18 protein-coding genes are annotated in these 22,028 nt (G+C 65.5%); 4 read left to right on the top strand and 14 right to left on the bottom strand.

What is annotated here, in order from left to right:
- Positions 1 to 272: 272 nt before the first annotated feature.
- The gene (dld, locus tag HHL13_RS18670; RefSeq protein ID WP_169557441.1) at positions 273 to 1,967 is read left to right on the top strand and encodes a D-lactate dehydrogenase; all 1,695 of its coding nucleotides are present in this window, start codon (positions 273 to 275) and stop codon (positions 1,965 to 1,967) included.
- Between the two features lie 38 nt (positions 1,968 to 2,005).
- Positions 2,006 to 2,848 (top strand): fumarylacetoacetate hydrolase family protein, encoded by an 843-nt coding sequence (locus tag HHL13_RS18675; RefSeq protein ID WP_169557442.1) that lies wholly within the window; start codon positions 2,006 to 2,008, stop codon positions 2,846 to 2,848.
- A gap of 19 nt (positions 2,849 to 2,867) precedes the next feature.
- Here the strand turns inward: HHL13_RS18675 and HHL13_RS18680 are convergent, their stop codons facing one another.
- The 10 genes from HHL13_RS18680 to HHL13_RS18725 all read right to left on the bottom strand — a co-directional run bounded on the left by HHL13_RS18680 (position 2,868) and on the right by HHL13_RS18725 (position 14,831).
- A complete protein-coding gene (locus HHL13_RS18680) occupies positions 2,868 to 3,632 on the bottom strand; it encodes a helix-turn-helix domain-containing protein (RefSeq protein WP_169557443.1) in 765 nt (254 codons plus the stop codon).
- Positions 3,633 to 3,727: 95 nt separating this feature from the next.
- Positions 3,728 to 4,573 (bottom strand): amidohydrolase family protein, encoded by an 846-nt coding sequence (locus tag HHL13_RS18685; protein ID WP_169557444.1) that lies wholly within the window; start codon positions 4,571 to 4,573, stop codon positions 3,728 to 3,730.
- 19 nt (positions 4,574 to 4,592) lie between these two features.
- Positions 4,593 to 5,798 carry a right-handed parallel beta-helix repeat-containing protein gene (locus HHL13_RS18690; RefSeq protein ID WP_169557445.1) on the bottom strand — a complete coding sequence of 402 codons (1,206 nt, stop codon included), beginning with the start codon at positions 5,796 to 5,798 and terminating at the stop codon, positions 4,593 to 4,595.
- Between the two features lie 71 nt (positions 5,799 to 5,869).
- Positions 5,870 to 6,598 (bottom strand): SDR family oxidoreductase, encoded by a 729-nt coding sequence (locus HHL13_RS18695; protein WP_169557446.1) that lies wholly within the window; start codon positions 6,596 to 6,598, stop codon positions 5,870 to 5,872.
- The gene (locus HHL13_RS18700) at positions 6,598 to 7,797 is read right to left on the bottom strand and encodes a UxaA family hydrolase (protein WP_169557853.1); all 1,200 of its coding nucleotides are present in this window, start codon (positions 7,795 to 7,797) and stop codon (positions 6,598 to 6,600) included. Before HHL13_RS18700 ends, HHL13_RS18695 begins: the two co-directional genes overlap by 1 nt.
- A gap of 2 nt (positions 7,798 to 7,799) precedes the next feature.
- Positions 7,800 to 8,099: a UxaA family hydrolase gene (locus HHL13_RS18705; RefSeq protein WP_169557447.1), complete on the bottom strand. Its 300-nt coding sequence runs from the start codon at positions 8,097 to 8,099 to the stop codon at positions 7,800 to 7,802.
- A 43-nt stretch (positions 8,100 to 8,142) separates the two neighbouring features.
- A complete protein-coding gene (locus HHL13_RS18710) occupies positions 8,143 to 9,738 on the bottom strand; it encodes a hypothetical protein (protein ID WP_169557448.1) in 1,596 nt (531 codons plus the stop codon).
- A 28-nt stretch (positions 9,739 to 9,766) separates the two neighbouring features.
- Complete coding sequence (locus HHL13_RS18715) at positions 9,767 to 10,552, bottom strand: glucose 1-dehydrogenase (RefSeq protein WP_169557449.1); 786 nt, start codon at positions 10,550 to 10,552, stop codon at positions 9,767 to 9,769.
- On the bottom strand, positions 10,549 to 12,003 hold the full coding sequence (locus tag HHL13_RS18720; protein ID WP_169557450.1) for a sugar porter family MFS transporter: 1,455 nt from the start codon (positions 12,001 to 12,003) through the stop codon (positions 10,549 to 10,551). Before HHL13_RS18720 ends, HHL13_RS18715 begins: the two co-directional genes overlap by 4 nt.
- A 98-nt stretch (positions 12,004 to 12,101) precedes the next feature.
- Positions 12,102 to 14,831, bottom strand: coding sequence for a TonB-dependent receptor (locus HHL13_RS18725; RefSeq protein ID WP_169557451.1), 2,730 nt, complete (start codon positions 14,829 to 14,831; stop codon positions 12,102 to 12,104).
- 97 nt (positions 14,832 to 14,928) lie between these two features.
- Between HHL13_RS18725 and HHL13_RS18730 the strand changes: the two genes are divergently transcribed.
- Positions 14,929 to 15,309 (top strand): hypothetical protein, encoded by a 381-nt coding sequence (locus HHL13_RS18730; RefSeq protein WP_169557452.1) that lies wholly within the window; start codon positions 14,929 to 14,931, stop codon positions 15,307 to 15,309.
- Positions 15,310 to 15,545: 236 nt separating this feature from the next.
- Here the strand turns inward: HHL13_RS18730 and HHL13_RS18735 are convergent, their stop codons facing one another.
- The 4 genes from HHL13_RS18735 to hemN form a co-directional block, all read right to left on the bottom strand.
- On the bottom strand, positions 15,546 to 16,628 hold the full coding sequence (locus HHL13_RS18735; RefSeq protein WP_169557453.1) for a histidinol-phosphate transaminase: 1,083 nt from the start codon (positions 16,626 to 16,628) through the stop codon (positions 15,546 to 15,548).
- On the bottom strand, positions 16,628 to 19,261 hold the full coding sequence (locus HHL13_RS18740) for a TonB-dependent receptor (RefSeq protein ID WP_169557454.1): 2,634 nt from the start codon (positions 19,259 to 19,261) through the stop codon (positions 16,628 to 16,630). The genes HHL13_RS18735 and HHL13_RS18740 overlap by 1 nt, the downstream gene beginning before the upstream one ends.
- Before the next feature lie 384 nt (positions 19,262 to 19,645).
- Positions 19,646 to 19,864: a hypothetical protein gene (locus HHL13_RS18745; RefSeq protein ID WP_169557455.1), complete on the bottom strand. Its 219-nt coding sequence runs from the start codon at positions 19,862 to 19,864 to the stop codon at positions 19,646 to 19,648.
- A 3-nt stretch (positions 19,865 to 19,867) separates the two neighbouring features.
- A complete protein-coding gene (gene hemN, locus HHL13_RS18750; RefSeq protein ID WP_346775590.1) occupies positions 19,868 to 21,238 on the bottom strand; it encodes an oxygen-independent coproporphyrinogen III oxidase in 1,371 nt (456 codons plus the stop codon).
- Between the two features lie 73 nt (positions 21,239 to 21,311).
- On the opposite strand from hemN, the gene HHL13_RS18755 reads away from it, so the two are divergent.
- Positions 21,312 to 21,989, top strand: a complete 678-nt coding sequence (locus HHL13_RS18755) for an OmpW family outer membrane protein (RefSeq protein WP_169557456.1) — start codon at positions 21,312 to 21,314, stop codon at positions 21,987 to 21,989.
- Positions 21,990 to 22,028 lie beyond the last annotated feature (39 nt).

Below are 22,028 nucleotides of genomic sequence, written 5' to 3' on the forward strand. Positions count from 1 at the left end.
ACACCCGCATCGCGAAGCAGGATAAATTACAACATTTATCATATGAATGATGCAAGCCGTTTCTCACGGGCGGCAGCAGGCAGCATAGTCGACCGCCCTGCGCGCGAAGCCTCCCTTTGAAGGGATGCCTCGCTACTCATTCGCAGGAACCGCGATATAAGCAGCGCACCAACATGAAACGTCGTTCCATTGACAAAATATCGTTCCATATATAATCCGCGCCTCGCAGCTGGCAGCCCGGCCACCTGTTGGGGATTCACGGCGTGACCGGCATGTCAGCACCTCCGCACGATCTGTTGCCCGCCCTGCGCGCGATCGTGGGCCGCCGCCACCTGCTGACCGGCGCGGGCAAGACGCGCCGCTACCGCCTCGGCTTCCGCTCGGAAGGCGGGGAGGCGCTGGCGGTGGTGCGGCCCGGGACGCTGGTCGAGCTGTGGCAAGTTACCGAAGCCTGCGTGCGCGCCGATGTCGCGATCATCGCCCAGGCCGCCAATACCGGACTGACCGGCGGATCGACGCCTGCGCCGCAGGGCTATGACCGGCCGGTGGTCATCGTCAGCACGATGCGGCTGAAGGGCAGCTTCACGATCAACGGCGACGCGCAAATCGTGTGCCTGCCCGGATCGACGCTGCACGAACTGGAACAGACACTCCGCCCGCTCGACCGCGAGCCGCATTCGGTGATCGGATCGTCCTGCTTCGGCGCCTCGGTGATCGGGGGGGTGTGCAACAATTCGGGCGGCGCGCTGGTGCGGCGCGGACCCGCCTATACCGAATATGCCCTCTATGCCCGCTCCACGCCCGATGGCGGGATCGCGCTGGTCAACCATCTCGGCATCGATCTGGGCAGCGACCCGCTGGAGATGCTGCGGCGGCTGGAACGCGGCGACTTCGATCGCGCCGCGCCGGACGAGGGTCGCGCCAGCGACGAACGCTACGCCGCCCATGTCCGCGATATCGAGGCCGACAGCCCGGCGCGCTTCAACGCCGATCCGCGCTGCCTCCACGAAGCCTCAGGTTCTGCGGGCAAGCTGATGGTGTTCGCCGTCCGGCTCGACACCTTCGCGCGCGAAGCGGCGACGCGGACCTTCTATCTCGGCTGCGGCGATCCCGCCCGGCTGGCCGAGCTGCGCCGCACGATCCTGAGCAGTTGCAACCAGCTGCCCGTCGCTGCGGAATATCTCCATGCCGATGCGTTCGATCTGGCCGATCGCTACGGCAAGGACCAGTTCCTGCTGATCGACTGGCTGGGCACCGACCGGCTGCCGCGCTTCTTCGATCTCAAGAGCCGGATCGACGGGGCACTGGCGCGCGCGCCGTTCCTCCCCGCGAACCTGATCGATCGCCTGCTCTATGCCGCCAGCCGGCTCTGGCCAAACCATCTGCCGCGGCGGATGCGTGAATGGCGCGCGCGCTTCCCGCATCACCTGCTGGTCAAGGTATCGGCGGACGCCGCGCCCGAGATGCTCGATCTGCTCCGGCGATGGTCGGCGGGCGGCGGCGATTTCTTCGAATGCAGCGAGGAGGAAGCGCGCAAGGCATTCCTCCACCGCTTCGTGATCGCGGGCGCGGCGGTGCGCTATCAGGCGGTGCATCCGCGCAGCGTCGCCGGGATCGTCGCGCTCGACATCGCGCTTCGGCGCAACGACCGTGACTGGTTCGAAACGTTGCCGCCGGAGATCGGCGGGCAGATTCTCCACCGCATCTATTACGGCCATTTCCTGTGCCATGTGCTGCATCAGGATTATGTCATCGCGGCGGGCGCCGATTGCGGCCCGATCAAGGATGCGATGCTGCGCCTGCTCGACGATCGCGGCGCGCGCTATCCGGCCGAGCATAATTTCGGCCATCTTTACAAGGCGCCGCCCGATCTGGTCGCCTTCCATGCCGGGCTCGATCCCGCCAACCGGTTCAACCCCGGCATCGGCGGCGCTTCCCGCCTGAAGAACCACGCAGCCTCGCGCTGATCCTGTCACCCGATATCCAGACTGTAGGAGAGAGACGCATGAAATTGTGCCGCTATGGCAAGGCGGGCGCCGAAAAGCCCGGCGTGATGGACGCGAAAGGCACGCTGCGTGACCTGTCGGGCATCGTCGCCGATCTGGGCCCCGAAGAACTGTCACCCGAGCGGCTAAAGGCACTGGCCGCGCTCGATCTCTCGACGCTGCGCGTTGTGGAAAATCCCGAGCGCTTCGGCGCCCCCTTCACCGGCACCCGCCAGTTCATCGCGGTCGGCCTGAACTATTCGGATCATGCCGCGGAAGCCGGCATGGCCGTGCCCGCCGAACCGATCCTGTTCACCAAGGCAGTGAGCTGCATCCAGGGACCGAACGATCCGGTCGCGATCCCGCCCGGATCGACCAAGACCGACTGGGAAGTCGAACTGGGCGTCGTGATCGGCACCGCCGCGTGGCAGGTTTCCGAAGCCGACGCGCTGGATCATGTCGCCGGCTATTGCGTGGTCAACGACCTGTCCGAGCGCGAATATCAGCTCGAGCGCGGCGGCACCTGGGACAAGGGCAAGGGCTGCCCCACCTTCGGCCCGATCGGCCCCTGGCTGGTGACCGGCGACGAAGTGGGCGATCCGCAGGCGCTGTCGATGTGGCTCGACGTCAACGGCATGCGCGTCCAGACTGGCAGCACCGCGACGATGATCTTCGGCGTGGCGCACCTCGTCTCGTACATCTCGCGCTTCATGCGGCTGCTGCCCGGCGACATCATCACCACCGGCACCCCGCCGGGCGTGGGCATGGGACAGAAGCCCGAGCCGTGGTTCCTGAAAGCGGGCGACGTGATCGAACTCGGCATCGAGAAGCTGGGCGACCAGCGGCAGGACGTGACCGGCTAATCCGCCAGGGCGGGATCGATCAAAGCTTTTGCGAGATCGCTTCCGCCCGCGCGCAGATCAGCGCGGCGGCTTCGCCCTGCGACACCGGCACGCCTGCGCGATTCATGTACGGAATGGTGAGCGCGGCGACCGCGACGCCGTTATGGATCACCGGCGCGGAGATGTCGGTCACGCCGGGCACCACCGTACTGTCGATCGCGGCATAGCCTGCCGCCGCGATCCCCTCGAGCTTCTGCGTCAGATCGGCGCGCGCCTTCTTCGTCAGGTCCGCGCCATATTCCTCGACCCAGCGCGCCCGCACCGAATCGAGCTGGAAGGCGGTGAGCACCAGGCCCGACGTCGCGGCGAGGATCGGGCGGCGATGGCCGATGCGCACCACCAGCCCGAGATCGGCCGGCGGATCGATCCGCGCGATCACGACCATATATTCCTCGGACGGCACCACGAGGTGGCACGATTGCTGGGTCTCGTCCGACAGCTCGTGCATCACCACCAGCGCGATATCGAGCAGGCGCTTGAGCGGCGGCCGCTCCATGCCGAGCAGGAACAGGTGGTTGGTCAGCTGATAATAGTCGGTGCCCGGCGGCCGCTCGAGATACTGGCGCCGCTCCAGCACCTGAAGCATGCGGAAAATCTCGTTCTTCGACCGGCCCACCGCTGCGGAGATTTCGGACAGGCCCATCGGGCGCGTCACGGTCGCAAGCAATTCGAGGATATCGAGGCCCTTCTCCAGCGCAGGCGCATGATAGACCACAGTCTTCTGCGCAGACTTCTCTTTCGGCATCCCCTATTTCTCTCGCTTGCCTTGTCGTTTGCGCAGTTTTTCGCGCCCCGTGAACACCTATGCGACTTGCGGCGGCAAGAGCAATCAATTCGACGTCAGTCTCCGGTAAGGCGATAGACCCGCTCGGCATTGCGCCAGAAGAAGCGCTCGCGATCCACCTCGCTCCAGTTGGCGCTCAGCGCCTGCGCCAGCCGGAACCACGCCATGAATCCGCCCGCGACTTCGCTGACCGGCCAGTCGCTGCCGAACAGGATGCGCTCCGGCCCGAACGCTTCGGCGCAGGCGCGGGCGTACCAGAGGATCTCGTCGGGAACCCACTTCTCCCAATCGGCTTCGGTGATCAGGCCGGAGATCTTGCACACGACATTGGGGAAGGCCGCGAGTTCGCGCATGTCGCTGTGCCACGGCTCGCGCAGCGCCGCGGCGATGCCCGGCTTGGCGCAATGATCGAGCACGAACTGCCCGTCGGGACAGGCGCGCACCAGTCCGATCGTCTCGCCGATCTGGGGATGTTTGAGGCACAATTCGAAATGGAGGCCGCGGTCATGGACTTCGCGCACGCCCGCGACGAACCGGTCCTGCACGGCGAAGCCGGCGGGCTTGTCCTGGATATTGTCGCGGATGCCCCGCACCAGCGGCATCGCCGCCAGCCGGTCGAGCGTAGCCTTCCACTCGTCGTCGAGAAACGACACCCGCGCGACGATGCCCTGGATGCGAGGATCGGCTTGCGCCAGCCCCGCGACCCATTCGGCTTCCGCTACCGAGCAGCGGGCATGTGCGTCGCATTCCACGAACACCATTCGCCGGACCGGCACTTCGGCGGATGCCCGCTGATAGTCGCTCAGGTGAAAGCTCCGGTCGAACGGCGACCCCTTCTCGATCCACGGATAGTGAAGGGTATCGACGTCCCAGAAGTGCGCGTGCGTGTCGATGACGTGCATGCCCGCCAGGTTCCTCCCGTTACAGGTTGTTGGCGACAACCTTGTTCGCGCCGGTCGCGCCGTTCTGAAGCCCGCCTGACAGGTTCCGGCGCACCTCGTTGGCGACGATCATGTAATTGTCCGACGCACCGGGAGCGATATAGATTCCATAGGCCTGGGTGTTCGCGAAGCCGTCGGCGGTGCCGATCATGTTGCCCAGGATCTGGAAATCGCTGACCCCGGCCGAGACGTTGATGCCGTAGTGCCGCCGCGGCGCGCCGCGCGAATTGCCGGTGATCGTCGAATCCTTGATCGTCAAGTTGCGCGCGCCCGGCTCGACCAGGATGCCGTCGCCGCCATTATTGTAGATGCGCGAGTCGGTGATGCTCAGGCCGTCGACATCCTTCACGATGACACCATGCACCGCGGCGGTCGCCGACCAGCTGTTGGTCAACCGCATCGACTGGGCCGCCTGGAAATTCCAGCCCACGCCGTTCAGCGTGTCGGCCAGGCAATTGGTGAAGAAGCCGAAATTGGGCGGCACCTTGTTCTGGCTGTTCTGGAACAGGAAGCCGGTATGGCCGCCGGTGACGTTGACGTTGATCGCATAGATGCCGCCGACGCCGGTATCGAACACCGCACCGACCGAGCCGGTGCTGTCGTCATACTGGTTGATCTCGAGGTCGGAGAGATACACGTCGCCCACTTCGGCGAAGTAGAGGCTCTGCTTGCTGGCATAGGTGATCACGCTGTCCTGCACGAACACCTGGTTGCCGTCGTTCACCCAGATTCCGGTGCTCATGAATGCATTGGTCGCGGCGCGGCCGATGTTGAGCTGCTGGAAATAGGTGCGCCAGCAATTGTTGCACAGGATGCCGAAACCGGTCGGGTTCGGCGTGGAGTAGAACATCTCCAGATCACGGATCTGGATGCGATCGATCGGGTTGCCGTCGTTCGAGATGTGGAAGATGTGCGCGGTGCCGTTGGTCTGGACCAAAGTCGTCGTCGCGCTGCTGGTGCCATAGATGGTGGTATTGTGGTTGGCGATCCGCAACTGGCCGGTCAGGCGATAGACGCCGGTCGGGATATAGACGGCCTGACCGCTACCCGCGGCGCGGCTGATACAGGCCTGGATCTTGTCGGTATCGTCGGCGCCGCCATCGCCCTTCGCGCCGCAATCGGTCTGGACGTTCAGATCGCGCGGCGCGGCCGCCACGGGTGTCGCGCTCAGCAGCATCGCGCTCATTGCAGCGCATAGGCCGGCAAAGATGGTCCGTGTCATTTCAGTCCCCTCTCCTGTCGTTGATTATGGTTGGATCAGATCGACCAGCCCCCGTCGGCCATCACGGCCTGTCCGGTCATGAAGGCGGATTCGTCGGACGCGAGGTAGAGCGCGAGCGCCGCGATCTCACCGGGCTGGCCGAGCCTGCCCATCGGCTGGCGCGCCTTGAACGCGGCCAGCGCGGTTTCGAAATCGCCGGTCTCGCGCAGCCGGTCGTGGAGCGACGGCGTCTCGATCGTGCCAGGGCAGATCGCGTTGCAGCGGATGCCGCGCGTGACGTAGTCGACCGCGACCGACTTGGTCAGCCCGACCACCGCTGCCTTGGACATGCCATAGGCGAAGCGGTTGGGCGCCCCCTTCGGCGCGCCGACGATCGACGCCATGTTGATGATCGATCCGCCGCCGCGCGCCAGCATCTCCGGCAGGAAGGCGCGGATCGTGCGGAACATCGCAGTCACGTTGACGTCGAGCGCCAGCGACCAGTCCGCATCGGTGCAATCGAGAACGGTGCCGGCGCTGACTACACCCGCGCAATTGAACAGCACGTCCACGCCGCCGATCCGGTCGCGCAGCGCATCGACCGCCGCCGCATCGGTGACGTCGAGCGCCGCCGGGGTGCAGCCGGCAATGCCCTCGAGCACTGCTGCATTGCGGTCCGTCGCCCAGACGGTCGCGCCTTCCGCCGCGAACAATTCGGCCGTGGTCCGGCCGATGCCCGCGCCCGCGCCGGTGACGATCGCGGTCTTGCCCGCCAGCCGTCCCATCAGCGGCCTCCCGGATGACAGGAGGGGCCGATCGCATCGATCGACTTGTAGTTCAGGATGAACTCGCGATGCCCCAGCGCTTCCGACTTGCTGTGCTCGCCCCGCGCGATCGCCAGCACCAGCTGGAACAGTTCGTCGCCCACTTCGTCGAGCGTGGCTTCGCCCAGCATGATGCGGCCGGCGTCCACGTCCATATCCTCGTGCATCCGCGCATAGGTTTCGGGATTGCCGGTGATCTTCACCACCGGCGCGATCACCGATCCGACGACCGAGCCACGCCCCGTGGTGAACAGGGTCAGGTGCGCGCCGCACGAGATAAGTTCGACGATCTCGGCATTGTCGGCGATGTTGGGGAAGCCGAAGCGCGGCGCTTCCGCCGGCACCACGTCGAGCAGATACAGGCCGGGCTTGTCGGGCTGTTCGGCCGGGCGGATCACCCCGTCGATCGGGCGGCTGCCCGACTTCACATAGGCGCCCGCCGACTTCTCCTCGAGCGTGGACAAGCCGCCCTCGGCATTGCCGGGGGAAAAGCTGCCATAGCCCATCGCGCGGTAATAGCTTTCGGCGTTCGCGATCGAGACGTTGATCGCCTCGGCCACGTCAGGCGAAGCCGCGCGGACGCTCATCGCGCCTTCGCAGCCTATCATCTCGCCGGTTTCCTCGAAGATGCAGGTCGCCCCCGCATCGATCAGCCGGTCGAAAGCGCGGCCCACCGCCGGATTGGCGGCGATGCCGCTGGTCCCGTCCGATCCACCGCAGATCGTGCCGATCGACAGCTCGGCCATCGTCATCGGCACGCGGATCTCGGTCTCGCGCATGACCGACTGGACCCGCTTCACCGCTTCCAGTGCGACATCGATGCCCGAGCGGGTGCCGCCGACTTCCTGGATGACGACAGTCTCGACCGGGCGGCCGCTGTTCGAGATGAACGCCCCGAGCCCCTCGCGGTCGAACCCCTCGCAGCCGAGCGACACCAGCACCGCGCCGCCCACATTGGGGTGCGTCGTCAGCGCCTTCATCATCCGCAGCGAATAGTCGTTGGGATAGCAGCCGGGGAAACCGAGCAGATGCACGTCGGGATCGTCGGCGCGGTCGACCACGCGCCGCGCGACGTGATGGGCGCACTCGACAAGATAGACCACCGCAACCACGTTGCGGATGCCCTTGCGACCATCGGCGCGAAGATAGGCGTCGGCGATGATCATGAACGCGCTTCCGAATCCCGTGTGTGGGTCGAGATGTAATTGCTCTCGAGATTGTGCAGATGGACCCACTCGCCGGGGAGCACGTCCGCGGTCGCCGATCCGATCGACATGCCGTATTTGACCACCTCGCCGCCCGACGGGATGAACCGCCGGGCGATCTTGTGGCCCAGCGGAACGTCCGACCGCGCGACGGCGGTATCGCCATCCATCACCAGCGCCTCACCGGCGCTGATGTTGCGGCGGCAGATCGCCACATTGTCGCCCGGCGAGAGGACGATGACCGGCCTGTCGGTCATCGCATCCCCTCCCCGGACGGGTACGCCTTACTCACGCAAGTCATCAGCGGCGCTTCCGGTCCTTGCGGATCAGGCTCTTGAGTTCCTTGAGCACCGCGTACGACTTCTCGCCGATCGTGCCGTCCTGGAAGATCCCGACGCCCAGCGTCACCGGCGCACGGTCGCGCTGACAGAGCCGGATATAGTCAGCAAGCTCCCGCGCAGAGTAGAGTGGCGGCTCCATCTCCTTATTCTCGGTGATGTGGAACCAGGGCGCGTCGAGCTTGATCGCCGAATGCGCCTGCATTCCCGCGGCAGGGCCATCCTTGAGATAGCGCGACCCGAACGGCTTGGCGGGCAGATCGGTGATCTCGCCGCACCAATAGTCCTGACACTCGACCTCGTTGGGGAAGGCCCAGCCATTGAACGAGGACATACAGTCCTTGTTGCCGCTCTTGATCGCGCGATCGATCGCTTCGTTCGGCAGGTTGGGATAGCTCTCCATCGTCTGGAACCAGCTGTCTAGCCACCAGCCCTTCACCTTGGTGCCGTAGCGCGCGCCGAACTCCTCGAAGACCTCGATGATCTGCGCGGCATATTCGGCTTCGCTGAAGGTCGGGGTGTCGATCGCGCGCTGATGTTGCTGGATCAGCTTACCCGTGCCCGGGCAGTTCTGATACAGCATCAGCTCGATCCGGTACTTCGCCAACTCGTCGGCGAGCTCCATGAGCAGGTCGCGCTTGGTGGTCGTGCCGGGGTGCAGCCGTTCCCACGACTTGATCGGCGCGGGACAATGCGGACTGCCGTGATTGACCGCCCAAATCAGGTACCGGGCGCCGCAATCCGCCACCGTCTTCGCGATCGCCTTCACGTCCAGCGCGTCGACCGCTTCCTTGTACGGCTTGCGCGGGCCAGAACGCGGCGTGGTCTGTTCGATGAAGTGAAACCACAAGCCGTAACCGGCATCGGCGAACCAGTCGGTGTTCGCGCGATTGGCGCGCTGGCGCGCCAAATCAGCCTCGATCTCAGCCAGCTTCGCCACCGGCGTCAGCTCGACCGAACGCAGGCGGAACACCTCCTTGCCCTTTGGCGCGGTGACCTTGAGCTTCACGACATTGACGCCGCGAACCAGATCCACTTCACCTTCCACCGGCTTGCGTTCGAACAGATAATATTCGCGCATCCGCCAGAAGCCATCGGTATCGGGATCGCCGGGATCGTCGACCGGGCCCTGCGGATGCGGGATGAAATAGCCCTTGGTCACCGGCGCGGAGAAGTTCAGGTCCTGCTTGCCGTTCACGGTGAGCGTGACGGGCTGGCCCTCCTTCACCGTCGAATAGCAAAGCGCGATGCGATAGCGGCCCGGATCAATGACGTTGAAGTTCCAGATGATCTCGCCGGTGCCGAGGAACGGCAGCATCATCTCCAGTTCGCCCACGCCGAAGCGGATGTTGCCGCTGCGGAACACCGACTTTTCGGGATAGAGGCGGATGACGGGATTGAGCTTGTCGATCCCCGCCGCCGAGGGCTTCACCGCCGGGCCCTTGCCCGATGCCGGCGCGGCGGCCGATCCGCTTGCGCTCGCCGGAAGCGCGGGCAGGCTGGAAGCCGCCGCAAGGGCGGCCCCGCCGCGCAGAAAGTCCTTACGAGTCAGTTTCATCGCCAATCCCTCTTCACTGATAGTCTTGTCACTGGGCCCAGCCGCCCTGGGCCATGATCCCGCCGTCGACGGTCACGCATTCGCCGGTCATGAAGGACGCTCCGTCGCTGGCGAGGAAGGCGACCACGCGCGCCAGTTCCTCCGGCCGCCCGAACCGCTTCATCGGATAGGCATTGCGAAGGCGCGGAATGTAGGTCTTGTCCGCGATTCCCTCTTCGACCTGCTTCATCAGCGGCGTGTCGAAGGTGCCCGGCGCGATCGAGAGCACGCGGATATTCTGTTCGGCATATTCCAGCGCCAGCTGACGCGTGAGCGACAGCACCGCGCCCTTTGACGCGGCATAGGCGGCCGCGCCCTTTTGCGACTGGATACCCTGCACGCTGCCGGTGTTGAGGATGACGCCGCCGCCCCTGGCCAGCATCTGCGGGACGCAGCGCTTGGTCATCCAGAAGAACGACTTGACGTTGACCGTCAGGATCGCGTCCCAGATCGCATCGTCCAGCTCGTGTGCAGGGACATAGCTGGTTGGCGGCTGGATGCCGACATTGTTGCACAGCACGTCGACGCCGCCGAGTTCCGCGGCCTTCGCCGCCAGCCGGTCGCAGGTCGCTTCCTCGCCCATGCTGCCCGCGACGAAGTGGATCGTGCCGGGCAGGCCCTGCGCTTCGGCGATCAGCGCCACGCCCGCTTCCTCGTCCCGGTCGTTGGCGATCAGCTGGGCACCCAGCCTGGCGAATTCGAGGGAGAAGGCCTTGCCCAGTCCGCCCGCGCCGCCGGTGACGATGACGGTCTTGCCGGTGAAATCGATGGTCATGCGCGGCCTCCCGACCTGGCGTTCCACAGCGAGAGAATGTCCTCGAGCGGCAGGCCCTTGGTCTCGGGCAGCTTGGTCAGCACCACAACGAACTGGATCGCGAGGAACACTGCGAAGACCAGGAACATCGCCGACACGCCGAACAGATCGCGCACCACCGGGAAGGCCTGGTTGATCACGATATCGGTGATCCATACCGCCACCGTCGCCACGCCCATCGCCCGGGCCCGCACGCTGGTCGGGAAGATCTCGGAGATGACGATCCATTTGATCGGACCGAGCGAGAAGGCGAAGAAGGCGACGAACATGCACAGCAGGGCGATGATGACCGCGCCGTCGGTGATGCCCATTCCGAAGCAGATGCCGGTCGCGGTCAGCGCCACCGCCGCGCCGGCACAGCCGGTCAGCAGCACCGCGCGCCGGCCGAAGCGATCGACCACGAACAGCGACAACACGGTGAAGCTCGCCAGCACGATGCCGATCACCGCGTGGCCGCCGAGCGAAGCGCCGCCCGAGATACCGGCACGTTCGAGGATGGTCGGACCGTAATACATCACCACGGTGATGCCGCTGAGCTCCGAGAAGACCGCGAGGAACACGCCGAGGAACAGCGGACGGCGTAGCGGGCCGCGCCACCACGCGCCGACCGAGGCTTCCTCGGTCTGCATCGAACGCTCGATCTGGGCCAGCTCGGCCGAGGCTGCTTCGGTATTGCCGCGCAGCCGCGCCAGCACGCCCAGCGCCTTTTGGGTGCGGCCCTTGAGCGCCAGCCAACGCGGGCTTTCGGGGACCAGCAGCGCGAGGCCGAAGAATAGCAGCGACGGCACCAGCTGGGTCAGGAACATGCCGCGCCAGGCTTCGCTCACCAGCAGCCAGTGCCAGATCCCCGTGTCGTTCACGGCGTTTGCGGAAAGCGCGAAGTTGAGCAGCTCTGCATTGACGAGCATGGCCGTTACGATGCCGATGCAGATCGTCAGCTGGAACAGCGAGACCAGCCGCCCGCGCACATCCGGCGGGGCCACTTCGGAAATGTAGAGCGGCGACACGATCGATGCGACGCCGACGCCAAGACCGCCGACGATACGCCCGACGATCACCCAGTCCGCGGTCGGCGCGAAGGCGCAGATCACCGCGCACAGGCCCAGCAGCACGCCGCCGATCAGCATCACATTCTTGCGGCCCAGGCTGTCGCACAACCGGCCCGCGATCAGCACGCCCGCCGCACAGCCGAACAGGCCGGACGTGACGAACCAGCCCTCCATCACCGCGCCGAAACCGAACTGCGCCTTCACCAGCGACAATGCGCCCGCGATGACGACGGTCTCGTAGCCGAACAGGAACCCGCCGAGCGCAGAAACCAGACTGACCAGCGTGACATAGAACAGATTGCCGCTGCCCGCGGCGATCCCGGTGGTGCCGTCATCGGCTGCCGGATCGATCACATGATGCATGGGACGCCCTCAACTCCTCGTGTCGCTCCCCGGTTGGCCGCCGGCAGGTTTGCCGGCGGCGCGGGGGAGCCGTTCATCCCGCTTGCGCGGGCCGTGCCTCAGAAGGTGGCACGGGCGCCGATGGTGAAGCGTCGGCCGCTCAGTTCATAGAGGCGCGTGATGCCGTAGCGGTTGGTCTGCCGCAGGGCGGACTGGGTGGCGTTCATCACCCAGGCATTCAGGCTGAAGTTCTGCGTGATGCGATAGTTCGCCGCGAAATCGAGCTGGCCATAGCCTTCGGTGAAGATGCCGTCGCCGAAGTAGCTCAGCGGGTCCTGCACCCAGCGGCTGCGGTAATTATAGCCGGCGTGCAGGCTGAAGGTGCCGTCGTCATAATAGGCGCCGAGATTGTAGGTGTCCTTCGAGATGCCGGTCAGCGGCACCGCGGGCGACCCCTGATTGAGCACCACGGTGCCGTACCAGATGTGCGTCCAGTTGGCGCGCACGCCCAGCTTGCCGAGCGGTCCGGGCAGGAAGTTGAGCGACTGCTGATAGCCGACTTCCAGACCCTTGATCGTCGAGGTCTCGGCATTCACCGGCTGCGCCGTCGCCAGCGTGATCGGCAACACGGTGTTGCTGCCGTTCAGCGTCACATTGACGGTCTGGTCGAAATAGTTCGTGAGGACGAGGTTCTGCACCCGCTTCACGAACACCGCGGCACCCAGCATGTTCTGGCGCCCGAAATACCATTCCAGCGACAGATCGGCCTGATCCGACAGATAGGGCTTGAGGTCCGGATTGCCGCGATTGAGCGTACCGCGCCACGTGCCCGAAGGCGGTGGGCCCGACGAGGCGTTCGGGCTGCTCGCCGCGGCCAGCAGGTTCATGTCCGGACGCTGCATCACCCGGGCCAGCGCGAAGCGGACGAGCAGGTCGTTGCCGATCTGGTAGCGCGCGTTGAACGACGGCAACGCATAGGTATAGACGTTGCGCTGCGCCTGGATCGCCGCGTCGCTGTAGCTCAGCGAGTTAGACCCGCCGAACAGGCCGTAAATCAGCGTAGCGTTCGGCGTCGGTACATAGCCCGACGACAATTGCTCGGTGCGGACCAGCCGGACGCCGGCATTGATCTTGAGCAGGTCGTTGCTCGACGCGAAGTCGGCGCGGATATAGCCGGCCTGCGACTTTTCCTGCACCCGCGTGGTGGTGGTCAGCGACTGGATCGGCGGGTTGATCGTCGCCAGCTTGTCGAGCGGATAGTCGGCGAACATCGCAGGCAGATCGACCGTCAGGAAGGTGCGCGGGAATTCCGAACCGCCGTCATAGGACGCGAAGAAGTTCGGATTGCGCCGGACGTAGAGATAGCCGCTCATGTCGGCGGGCAGGCCCGCAGCCGAGTTGCTGATATAGTTGGGCGTGGTCGCCAGGATGCGATCCTGGATATTGATGCCGGCGCGGATGCCGCGCAGGAAGCCGCTGTCGAACGTCCGCGAGACATCGACCTTGCCGTTCCAGATCTCGTCGGTCGTGGGCTGGCGGTAATTCCCCTGCACGCCGAAGAAATAATAGTTGTTCTTGTTGGTCGGATCGAAGCCGTTGTAGAAGCCGAAGCTGGCCGGGCCGCCCGGATCGGTGGTGGTGTCGTACCACAGGCTCGCGCCGGGCGAGCGCGTCGCCCATGAGATGAACGCCTGCGTGGTGCGCTCGATCGCGTGACCGTACGAAATCTCGCCGCTCACCTTCCACTTGCCGAGATCGAGCGCGCCGGAGAAGGCGGTCGAGTACATGTCCTGCACGAACTCGTAGCGGTTGGCCTGCACCCAGGCGAAGACGTTGGTGCCGCGCCACGCGACTTCGACGCCGTTGCCGTCGACCGTGGTCGAGTCCGTCGGCGATGGCCCGAGCGCGCCGGCGCCGGCATACCAGTTGTTGCCTTGGTACATGTCGAACTTCTGGGCAAAATGCGAATAGATGCCGTCGAGCCGCAGTTCGAGATTGTCGGCCGGCTTGAACTGGATCGTGCCCGTCGCGCTGCGGCGCTTGTTGCTGCCGATCAGGTCGTTCTGGTGCACCGCGAACACGCGGTAGCGCGTGCCGGGGCCGGCATAGGTGCCGTCGGCCAGCACCCCATCGGTGCTGTAGGTCTGGCTGTTGAACTTGCGGTCGTTGAAATCGACCGCGACGCTGATGCCCAGCCGTCCGTCGAGGAACGTGTCGCTGTACAGCGCCGAGACGTGCGGATCGATGCTGCCCTCGAGCTGCTGGTCGTAATTGCCTTCGACGCTGAGCGCGACCTTGCGGCCCACGGTCAGCGGATCGATCGTCTGCATGTTGACGGTGGCGGCCAGGCCGCTTTCCATCAGATCGGCCGAAGGCGACTTATAGACGTCCACGCGGCTCGCGAAGTTCGCGGTCAGCACCTGGAAATCGAAGGCGCGCGTGCCCGAAGCCGAAGGCAGCTGGCGGCCGTTGTAGAGCGTGTTGGTGAATTTGGGATCGAGGCCGCGAACGCTGAGGAACTGGCCCTCGCCGAGCGTACGGGTGATCTGGACGCCGGTGACGCGCTGAAGCGATTCCGCGACATTCTGTTCGGGATATTTGCCGATATCCTCGGCGGCGATGCCGTCGCTGATCACGTCGGAGTTGCGCTTGTTCTGCAGCGCGCGCTCGAGGCTGGCGGCATAGCCGGTGACGACGATTTCCTCGCCTTCCTGGGCTTCCGCGCTCTCGTCCTTGGCAGTCTGCGCCGCGGCATGGGGCGCCCACAGCGCAACCATCGCCATCGCCGAACAGGCGGCCGTTCCAGCCAGCATCCTGCGCATCCGCGTCGTCATTTTCATGTCTCGCATATCCCCTCCTTGACCCCGGATCTTCCCGGCCGCCACATATTCGTGCCACCTGTGAGACGACGTGTCAATTATGAAATAGTGTTGAGAGGGCGCGCCTATGCAGCTCTGGAAATCCACTTCTTATCAATATGATGCGATGAGGCTTGCCCGAACACCGGACATGAAGAATGCGCGATTTTCCGCGATCCTTGCGCGTCAAATCATGCGCAGGGGCGTCTTTTCCGATCCGTCCACGGCCGAAACCGGACGCGCCGAAGCCGCCGGAGCGGCGGCGATTTCAGGGGTGATTCGCGGGATGGACGGCGAGATTCAGGTCCGCTCCGGGCGGACGAAGGCGCTGATCCGGCCCTCGTGGCTGAAGGCCTTTGCGGCGGTGCGCCGCCCGCGTCCGAACGCGGAACGGCGCACTTCGCTCTGTTTCAGATGTTCAACACCGCACGGCCGCCCGCGCCCTTCATTCCGGCGGGCGAGAAGGTGATGTCGGCATAGGTCGAGGTGCGACTGACCGAGACCGAGGGCTGGGTCGAATTGACGCTGCTGTGGGCAGATTGACCCGCACGGTGATCGGCGCAGTCTGGGTCTGATCGGGATCGGAGATGGTAATCGAGATCCGGCCGTTGGTCACCCGTACGATCACCGCCGCCAGCGTTCGCAGGCGGGCAGCTACATCAACGGCGCGGTCATATCGGTCGACGGCGGCTTGCGGCTCTGAATTCAGCCTCGCAGCACCGCGATCACCCGGTCATTCTCCGCCGGCCGGCCGATGGTGATGCGGATCCAGTCCTCCAGCGGCGGAAAAGGACGCGCAATCCGGATGCCCGCGCGATCGAATTTCGCGCGCAGCTCGGCCGTCGATCCCGAGGGACGGAAGAATATGAAATTGGCCCGGCTGTCGCTGTGCGAATAGCCGAGACGGTCGAGTTCGCGCGTTACCCGCACCCGCTCGCCAAGCGTCGCATCGCGCACCGTGCGAACATGGGTCTGATCTCCCAACGCGGCATCGGCGGCAGCGAGCGCGAGACGGCTGAGCGAATGCGGCGCACCGATCCCGGCGGCGCGCAGGTCCCGGGCAAGCGGCGCGGGCGCGACCGCATAGCCGATCGAAAGCCCGGCGAGTCCGTAGATCTTGGCAAGGGTGCGAAACACCAGCACGTTCGCGCCCGAGCGGACATGCCGGATCGCGCTGCGGCCTGCGAAATCGTCATATTCGAGATAGGCTTCGTCGACGACCACCAGCCTCCGCCGTGCGGCATCCAGCACGAAGCGATCGAACGCTACCGTGTCGTTCACCGTGCCCGATGGATTGTGCGGATTGACCAGCGACACCGCCAGCGTGCTCGCATCGATCGCCGCCGCCAGTGCGGGCAGGTCATTCTCGTGCTTCGCATTCAACGGCACTGCGACGCCCCGCCCGCCTAGCGGCGCGGCGGCGTCGATCAGCGCGGTATAACCAGGCGTCGAATAGACGAAGCTGCCCCCGCCCGTCCGACGCCGCGCGAGGAACAGGCCCAGCGCCTCGAGCACTTCGCCGATCACGATCTGATCCGGCGACACCCCCTCGAGCGCCGCGATGCGGGTGGCGAGCGCATCGGCCTCGTCCTGCCCGACATAGCGTTCCAGCCCCGGCGTCGCGCGGGCGATGGCCTTGGGCACCTCCGGAGAAGGGCCGAAGGCATTCTCGTTGAGCGAGAGGCGAGCGGGATCCTGCCCCGCCGCCACGGCGGGAACCGAGACCGCCACACCCGCCAGCCCCGCCGCGCCGATCCACTCGCGGCGGGAAAGTCGCGCTTCGCCCATCAGAACGACACTCCCAACCGGACGTAATAATAGCCGCCGCTGAACCCGAACGGCGAGAACTCGCTATAGGGGAAGGCGCCGCTGGTGTCCCCGCCGGTCAGCGCGGCAGTCGAGCGGATGTTCTCGGTCGGATAGACGTTGAACAGGTTGTTCGCCCCGATCGTCAGCGCGACATTCCTCGTCACCTGCCCGGTGATGCTCAGATCGGTCACCCATTTGGGATCGAGCTGCTGGATGATGTCGAGATTGCCAGCGGTTCCCGACTCGGTCGGCTGGGTACGGAACTTCGTCGCGCCCTGTGCCGCGAGCGCGACGTTCGCGGGCGACTGGTTGGTCAGCGCGACCTGCTCGACCTTGCCATAACGTGTGGTGCGGACATCGATGGTGATGATCCCGACCTTCAGGTTCGCGCCCAGCGCAACCTTGTCCCTTGGCTGACCGTACTGAACGCGGGTACGCTCGTTGACGTCGAACAGCGGGGTGGTGATCCCCAGCGACGTGATCTGGCCGGGCGTGGCGGACACGCGACGCAGACGCGTGGTGTTGTGGTTGTACGCGCCGGTCAGCTTCAGTCTGCCCCAGTCGCCGACATCGCCCGACCAGGCGATCGTCACGTCGACGCCCTGCGTGCGCGTGTCGGCGGCGTTGGTGAAATAGCGCACGCTCGTCACGCCGGGGATGCCGATCCCCGCCAGATAGTCGCGCAACCGCCGGCTGCCCGATGCGTCGACATAATTGGACGACAGGAAGATCCGGTCGTCGATGTCGATATGATAATAATCGACCGACGCCGTAAGCCCACCGCGCGCGAAGGTGAGGCCGCCGCCGAAGCTCTGCGACTTTTCGGGCTTCAGATCCTGCGATCCCAGCGCGCGCGCCAGCGGCGAGCCGACCGGCGCGGTGCGCACCAGCACGAATTCGGGGAAGCCGGTCGAATTGTTGACGATCGTCCGGCTGCTGGTCGAGCTGAAATATTGCTGGGCCAGCGCGGGGGCGTGGAAGCCGCTGCCCGCCGATGCGCGAAGCGCGAAGCCCGCGCCGAGTTCGAGCCGGGTCGAGCCTTGCCAGTTCCAGCTGTCGCCGAAGTCGCTGTAATGCTCGAAGCGGCCCGCGAGGTTGATCCGCCAGCCGCGCGCCGGCTCCGCGCCCAGTTCGGCGAACGCGCCGACCGCGTCGCGGCTGGTGTCGACGGTGTCGGCGGGCTGGATCCCGGCAAAGCCCTGCGACCCGATCGTCGGCACCGCGCCGGCATTGGGCCCGTCGAGAATGCGCGCCGGACCGAAGGCATAGCTGTTCGGCTCGCCCGCACCGATCCGGTACCCGTCGCGGCGATACTCGACGCCCAACGCGACATCGAGCGGCGACGCGAAGCCGACCTCATAACCGTTCGAAACGGTAAGGTTGGTCGTCCATTGCGAGTTGGCATATTCGCCATTGTAGAAGCGCGTCGGGCTGGCGGTGCCAAGCGTGGCGTTGAGCGTGTTCTCGGTGCGATACTCGATCTCGTTGCCGCCATAGGCGCTCGACAGATCCCAGTCCCAGCCGCCGATCTCGCCGCGCACGCCGACCACTGCCGAATAATCGGTGCTGCGGGTGTTGATGAAGGGCAGGAAGCCATCAGGGTAGAGCGCGCGGACATTTTCGTCCTGCCCGGGGCGGCGGAACGACGCGTTGGAATGGGCTTCGCTCACCCGGTAGCCGCCGAAACCATAGAGTTCGACCGAACCGAGCGGCTTGGCGAAATTCACGATGCCGGTGACTTCCTCGATGTCGCCGGAATCGGAGAAGCGCCAGACGTTGCGGTCGACCGTCGCTTCGCGCGGATCGCGGACCGTGCCCGCGACGCCGCCGGGCGCATTGAGGCCGGTGCCCGATCCGTAGCGGGCCGATAGCGGCTGCGGCGTGCCCGTCGGCGAGATGCCCAGATAGAATTGCCGCGTATCGGGCTCGGCGCGGTTCGCGGCCTTGTGATCGCGATAATAGACGGTCGCGTTGACGAAGCCGTCGTCGCCCAGCTTGAAACCGCCGCCCAGCGAGAGCGCATAGGTATCGCCGCCGCCGTCATAGGTGGTGCCGTAGCTCGCGGTGCCGTGGATCGCGGTGTCCGCGCGCAGGATGATGTTGATCACGCCGGCGATCGCATCCGATCCATATTGCGCCGATGCGCCGTCGCGCAGGATTTCGACCCGCCCGATCGCGGCCGAAGGGATCTGGTTGAGATCGGTCGGGACCGATCCCTTGCCGATCGTGCCGCCGGTATTGACCCATGCCGCAGTGTGGACGCGCTTGCCGTTGAGCAGCACCAGCGTCTCGTCGGGCGAAAGGCCGCGCAACGACGCGGAGCGGATATGGGTGTTGCCGTCGGGAGTGGTCGGCGTCGCGAAGGCAAAGGACGGCGCCAGCTGGCGCAGGATCTCGGTGGTCTCGTCATAGCCCGAACCGCGCACCGCTTCGGCGTTCAGCACGTCGATCGGCACGGGCGACGACGTCACGGTACGGTTGGCGAAGCGGGTGCCGGTGACGATGATCTCGCCGGACGCGGACTGGTCTTCGGCCGGCGCAGGCGCGTCCTGGGCGAACGCCGGAATGGGCAGGAAGGCCGCGCTGGTCAGCAGGAACAGGAAATGGCGCATGCAAGGACCCCTTTTATCATTGTATCGCTGGCCGGTCCGCCAATATCCCATCATATTAGTGGGATTTTGTAACAAGATTGTCTTATCGCCTTTCAAGCGAGATTTTTGCGTAGGTGGAGGGTTCCGGTGCTAACCGCCCGCGCCCGTGGCACGACCCGGCCCGTCCGCTGACCAACGGACACTTTCAGCCGCAATAGCGAAACTTGCTACTCAATGCATACTGATTTGATAGGAAATTGGCACGCCTCCGTGGCGGCTTAAATCCTTCCCCTTAAGGATCGCCGCGGAATCGGGCTTTTCCGGCGACCCTCTCCTGCCGGCATAGCGTCTCAGGCCGCCCTTCCTTCCCGGAGGGCGGCCGTTTTTTCGTCCAGCGATCCGCCATCAGCCTGCCCGGTTCGCCAGATGCGTGCGGCGGCTGCAGATCGCATGGCACGCCACCGCGCATTCGGGATCGCCTGGCTTTCCCGGATGCTCCAGTGGAATGCGAATCTGCCTGCCCAGGCACGTATCGATCAGGATGCTGGCGGCGGGCGAAACCTGCGCCGCTGCGTTGGAGGTGCCCATCGCAAGCGCGATCAGCGGAAGCAGGCCCAGCCGCATCGCTCAGATCGCGCTGCTGAACCGCGTCGCACTGTGCGAGCGATACGGGTCGATCGTAGCAGCAATGCCGCGGGCATAGGGCAGCGCGTCGCCGGCGATCTCGATCATGCCGCCTTCGGTCGTCACCAGCCCGCGCGCCTCGAACGGGATCAGCCGCTCGCGGATTTCGCGCAGGTCGGGCAAGCCGGAGAGATCGGCGGTCCCGGTGCACAGCAATTGCTCGATCGCCTTGCCCCGCTTCATGTCGAGCGCGCTGCGGCGAACGCCCCGCGCGGTCGCGAACCGGCCATTGGCGATGCGCAGATGATAGCGGCCGCTATTCTTCTCGTTCTGCAGCAGCCGGTCGGGAAAGGCGCTGATCGCCGATGCGCCAAGCCCGATCAGCACTTCAGCCGGGTCTTCGGTGAAGCCCTGAAAATTGCGGCGCAACTGCCCCCGCCGCGCGGCGGCGGCGATGGCATCGTGCGGCAACGCGAAGTGATCGAAGCCGATGGAATCATAGCCCGCGCCGGTCAGGCGCGAACTGGCCAGTGCGGCATGAACGAAGCGTTCTTCGGCGCCGGGCAGCGCGCTGGCGTCGATCTGGCGCTGGCGCGGGATCAGGTGCGGCACATGGGCATAGCCGAACACCGCCAGACGCTCGGGCATCATCGCGATCGCCTGAGTCAGCGTCGCGTCGAGTTCGTCGCTGGTCTGGCCGGGCAAGCCATACATCAGGTCGAAATTGATCGAATCGACTCCCGCCTGACGCAGCCATCCGGTCGCGTTGGCGATTTCCTCCAGCGGCTGGACCCGGCCGATCGCCGCCTGAATGGGCGGGGCGAAGGTCTGCACGCCCAGACTCACGCGCGTCACGCCCTGCTCGCCCAGCGTCTCGGCCCAGCGCCGGTCGAACCCGCGCGGATCAATCTCGACCGAGATGACCGGATCGGCGATCTCGAACGTGCGACGCACTCGCGTCATCAGCGCTTCGAATTGCTCTGGCGCGATCGCATTGGGGCTGCCGCCGCCGATCGCGATCCGGCCGATCCGCCCGCGCCCGCCGAGCCGGTCGGCGACCATCTCGAGCTCCTCGCCCAGCCGGTGGAGATAGGCGTCTACGCGTCCCACGCGGTTCGCCGCGCCGGTGTTGCAGCCGCAATACCAGCAAAGCTCGCGGCAATAGGGGATGTGCAGATAGAGCGAGACGGCTTCATCCTCGCCCACCGCGTCGAGCGCTTGTGCGAGATAGATTCCGCTCACATCGTCGCCGAACTCGGCTGCGGTGGGGAAGCTGGTATAGCGCGGGACCGGGGTCGCGAGCAGTTCGGGATGATAGCGCCACATGGCGCCTTCCTGCCCGATCCTGAAACCGCGCCCCTTGATCGCGGTCAAACGGGCATTTGCGTCCGCGCAAGGCGGAGGCTGCCCCACGGGCCTAGCGCGCTCCTCAGAAAAGGAGGACGCAATGAACAAGTCGATCTTCATCGCCGCGTTGCTGGCATCGGCCGCGGGCACCAGCCCCGCGCTGGCGCAGGACAGCCAGGGCATCTCGGCCGGGGACGTGCTGGTCCGCGTACGCGCGATCGCGGTGGTGCCCAACGAACGCTCGAGCGGCATCACCCCGACCTTCCCGGCGGAGAAGGTCGCGGTCAATAACGCGATCATGCCCGAAGTGGACCTGACCTATATGGTCACCGACACTATCGGCTTCGAGCTGATCGCATCGACCACCAAGCACAGCGCTTCGGGCAAGACCGGCACCACCGGTGCGATCGGCGATCTCGCCTCGACCTGGGTGCTGCCGCCGACGCTGACCGCGCAATATCACTTCAACCCCAAGGGCAAGGTGCGGCCCTATCTGGGAGCCGGGATCAACTATACGATCTTCTGGAACGAGAAGGCGAGCAGCGGCCTGACCGGCGCGGTGGGGCCGACGACAGTCAGCATGTCGGACAGCTTCGGCTGGGCGGCACAGGCGGGCGTCGATATCGATGTGGGCCGCAACCTGTTCGTCAATTTCGACGTCAAATATATCGACATCGATACCGATGTGACGCTGCGCACCACAGCGATCGGAACGCAGAAGGTCCGCGCCAATCTCGATCCGCTGGTGATCGGCATGGGCGTCGGCTTTCGCTTCTGAAGTCGAGCCGGAATGAGGAGGGGCTGGCCCGCGAGGACC

The organism is Sphingomonas sp. G-3-2-10 (genome assembly GCF_012927115.1).
Lineage (GTDB): Bacteria > Pseudomonadota > Alphaproteobacteria > Sphingomonadales > Sphingomonadaceae > Sphingomonas.

Bases quoted from the DNA above. Each gene is read 5' to 3' on its own strand.
- dld (WP_169557441.1), top strand. From the start codon at position 273: ATGTCAGCACCTCCGCACGATCTGTTGCCCGCCCTGCGCGCGATCGTG.
- HHL13_RS18675 (WP_169557442.1), top strand. From the start codon at position 2,006: ATGAAATTGTGCCGCTATGGCAAGGCGGGCGCCGAAAAGCCCGGCGTG.
- HHL13_RS18680 (WP_169557443.1), bottom strand. From the start codon at position 3,632: ATGCCGAAAGAGAAGTCTGCGCAGAAGACTGTGGTCTATCATGCGCCT.
- HHL13_RS18685 (WP_169557444.1), bottom strand. From the start codon at position 4,573: ATGCACGTCATCGACACGCACGCGCACTTCTGGGACGTCGATACCCTT.
- HHL13_RS18690 (WP_169557445.1), bottom strand. From the start codon at position 5,798: ATGAGCGCGATGCTGCTGAGCGCGACACCCGTGGCGGCCGCGCCGCGC.
- HHL13_RS18695 (WP_169557446.1), bottom strand. From the start codon at position 6,598: ATGGGACGGCTGGCGGGCAAGACCGCGATCGTCACCGGCGCGGGCGCG.
- HHL13_RS18705 (WP_169557447.1), bottom strand. From the start codon at position 8,099: ATGACCGACAGGCCGGTCATCGTCCTCTCGCCGGGCGACAATGTGGCG.
- HHL13_RS18710 (WP_169557448.1), bottom strand. From the start codon at position 9,738: ATGAAACTGACTCGTAAGGACTTTCTGCGCGGCGGGGCCGCCCTTGCG.
- HHL13_RS18715 (WP_169557449.1), bottom strand. From the start codon at position 10,552: ATGACCATCGATTTCACCGGCAAGACCGTCATCGTCACCGGCGGCGCG.
- HHL13_RS18720 (WP_169557450.1), bottom strand. From the start codon at position 12,003: ATGCATCATGTGATCGATCCGGCAGCCGATGACGGCACCACCGGGATC.
- HHL13_RS18725 (WP_169557451.1), bottom strand. From the start codon at position 14,831: ATGCGAGACATGAAAATGACGACGCGGATGCGCAGGATGCTGGCTGGA.
- HHL13_RS18730 (WP_169557452.1), top strand. From the start codon at position 14,929: ATGCAGCTCTGGAAATCCACTTCTTATCAATATGATGCGATGAGGCTT.
- HHL13_RS18735 (WP_169557453.1), bottom strand. From the start codon at position 16,628: ATGGGCGAAGCGCGACTTTCCCGCCGCGAGTGGATCGGCGCGGCGGGG.
- HHL13_RS18740 (WP_169557454.1), bottom strand. From the start codon at position 19,261: ATGCGCCATTTCCTGTTCCTGCTGACCAGCGCGGCCTTCCTGCCCATT.
- HHL13_RS18745 (WP_169557455.1), bottom strand. From the start codon at position 19,864: ATGCGGCTGGGCCTGCTTCCGCTGATCGCGCTTGCGATGGGCACCTCC.
- HHL13_RS18755 (WP_169557456.1), top strand. From the start codon at position 21,312: ATGAACAAGTCGATCTTCATCGCCGCGTTGCTGGCATCGGCCGCGGGC.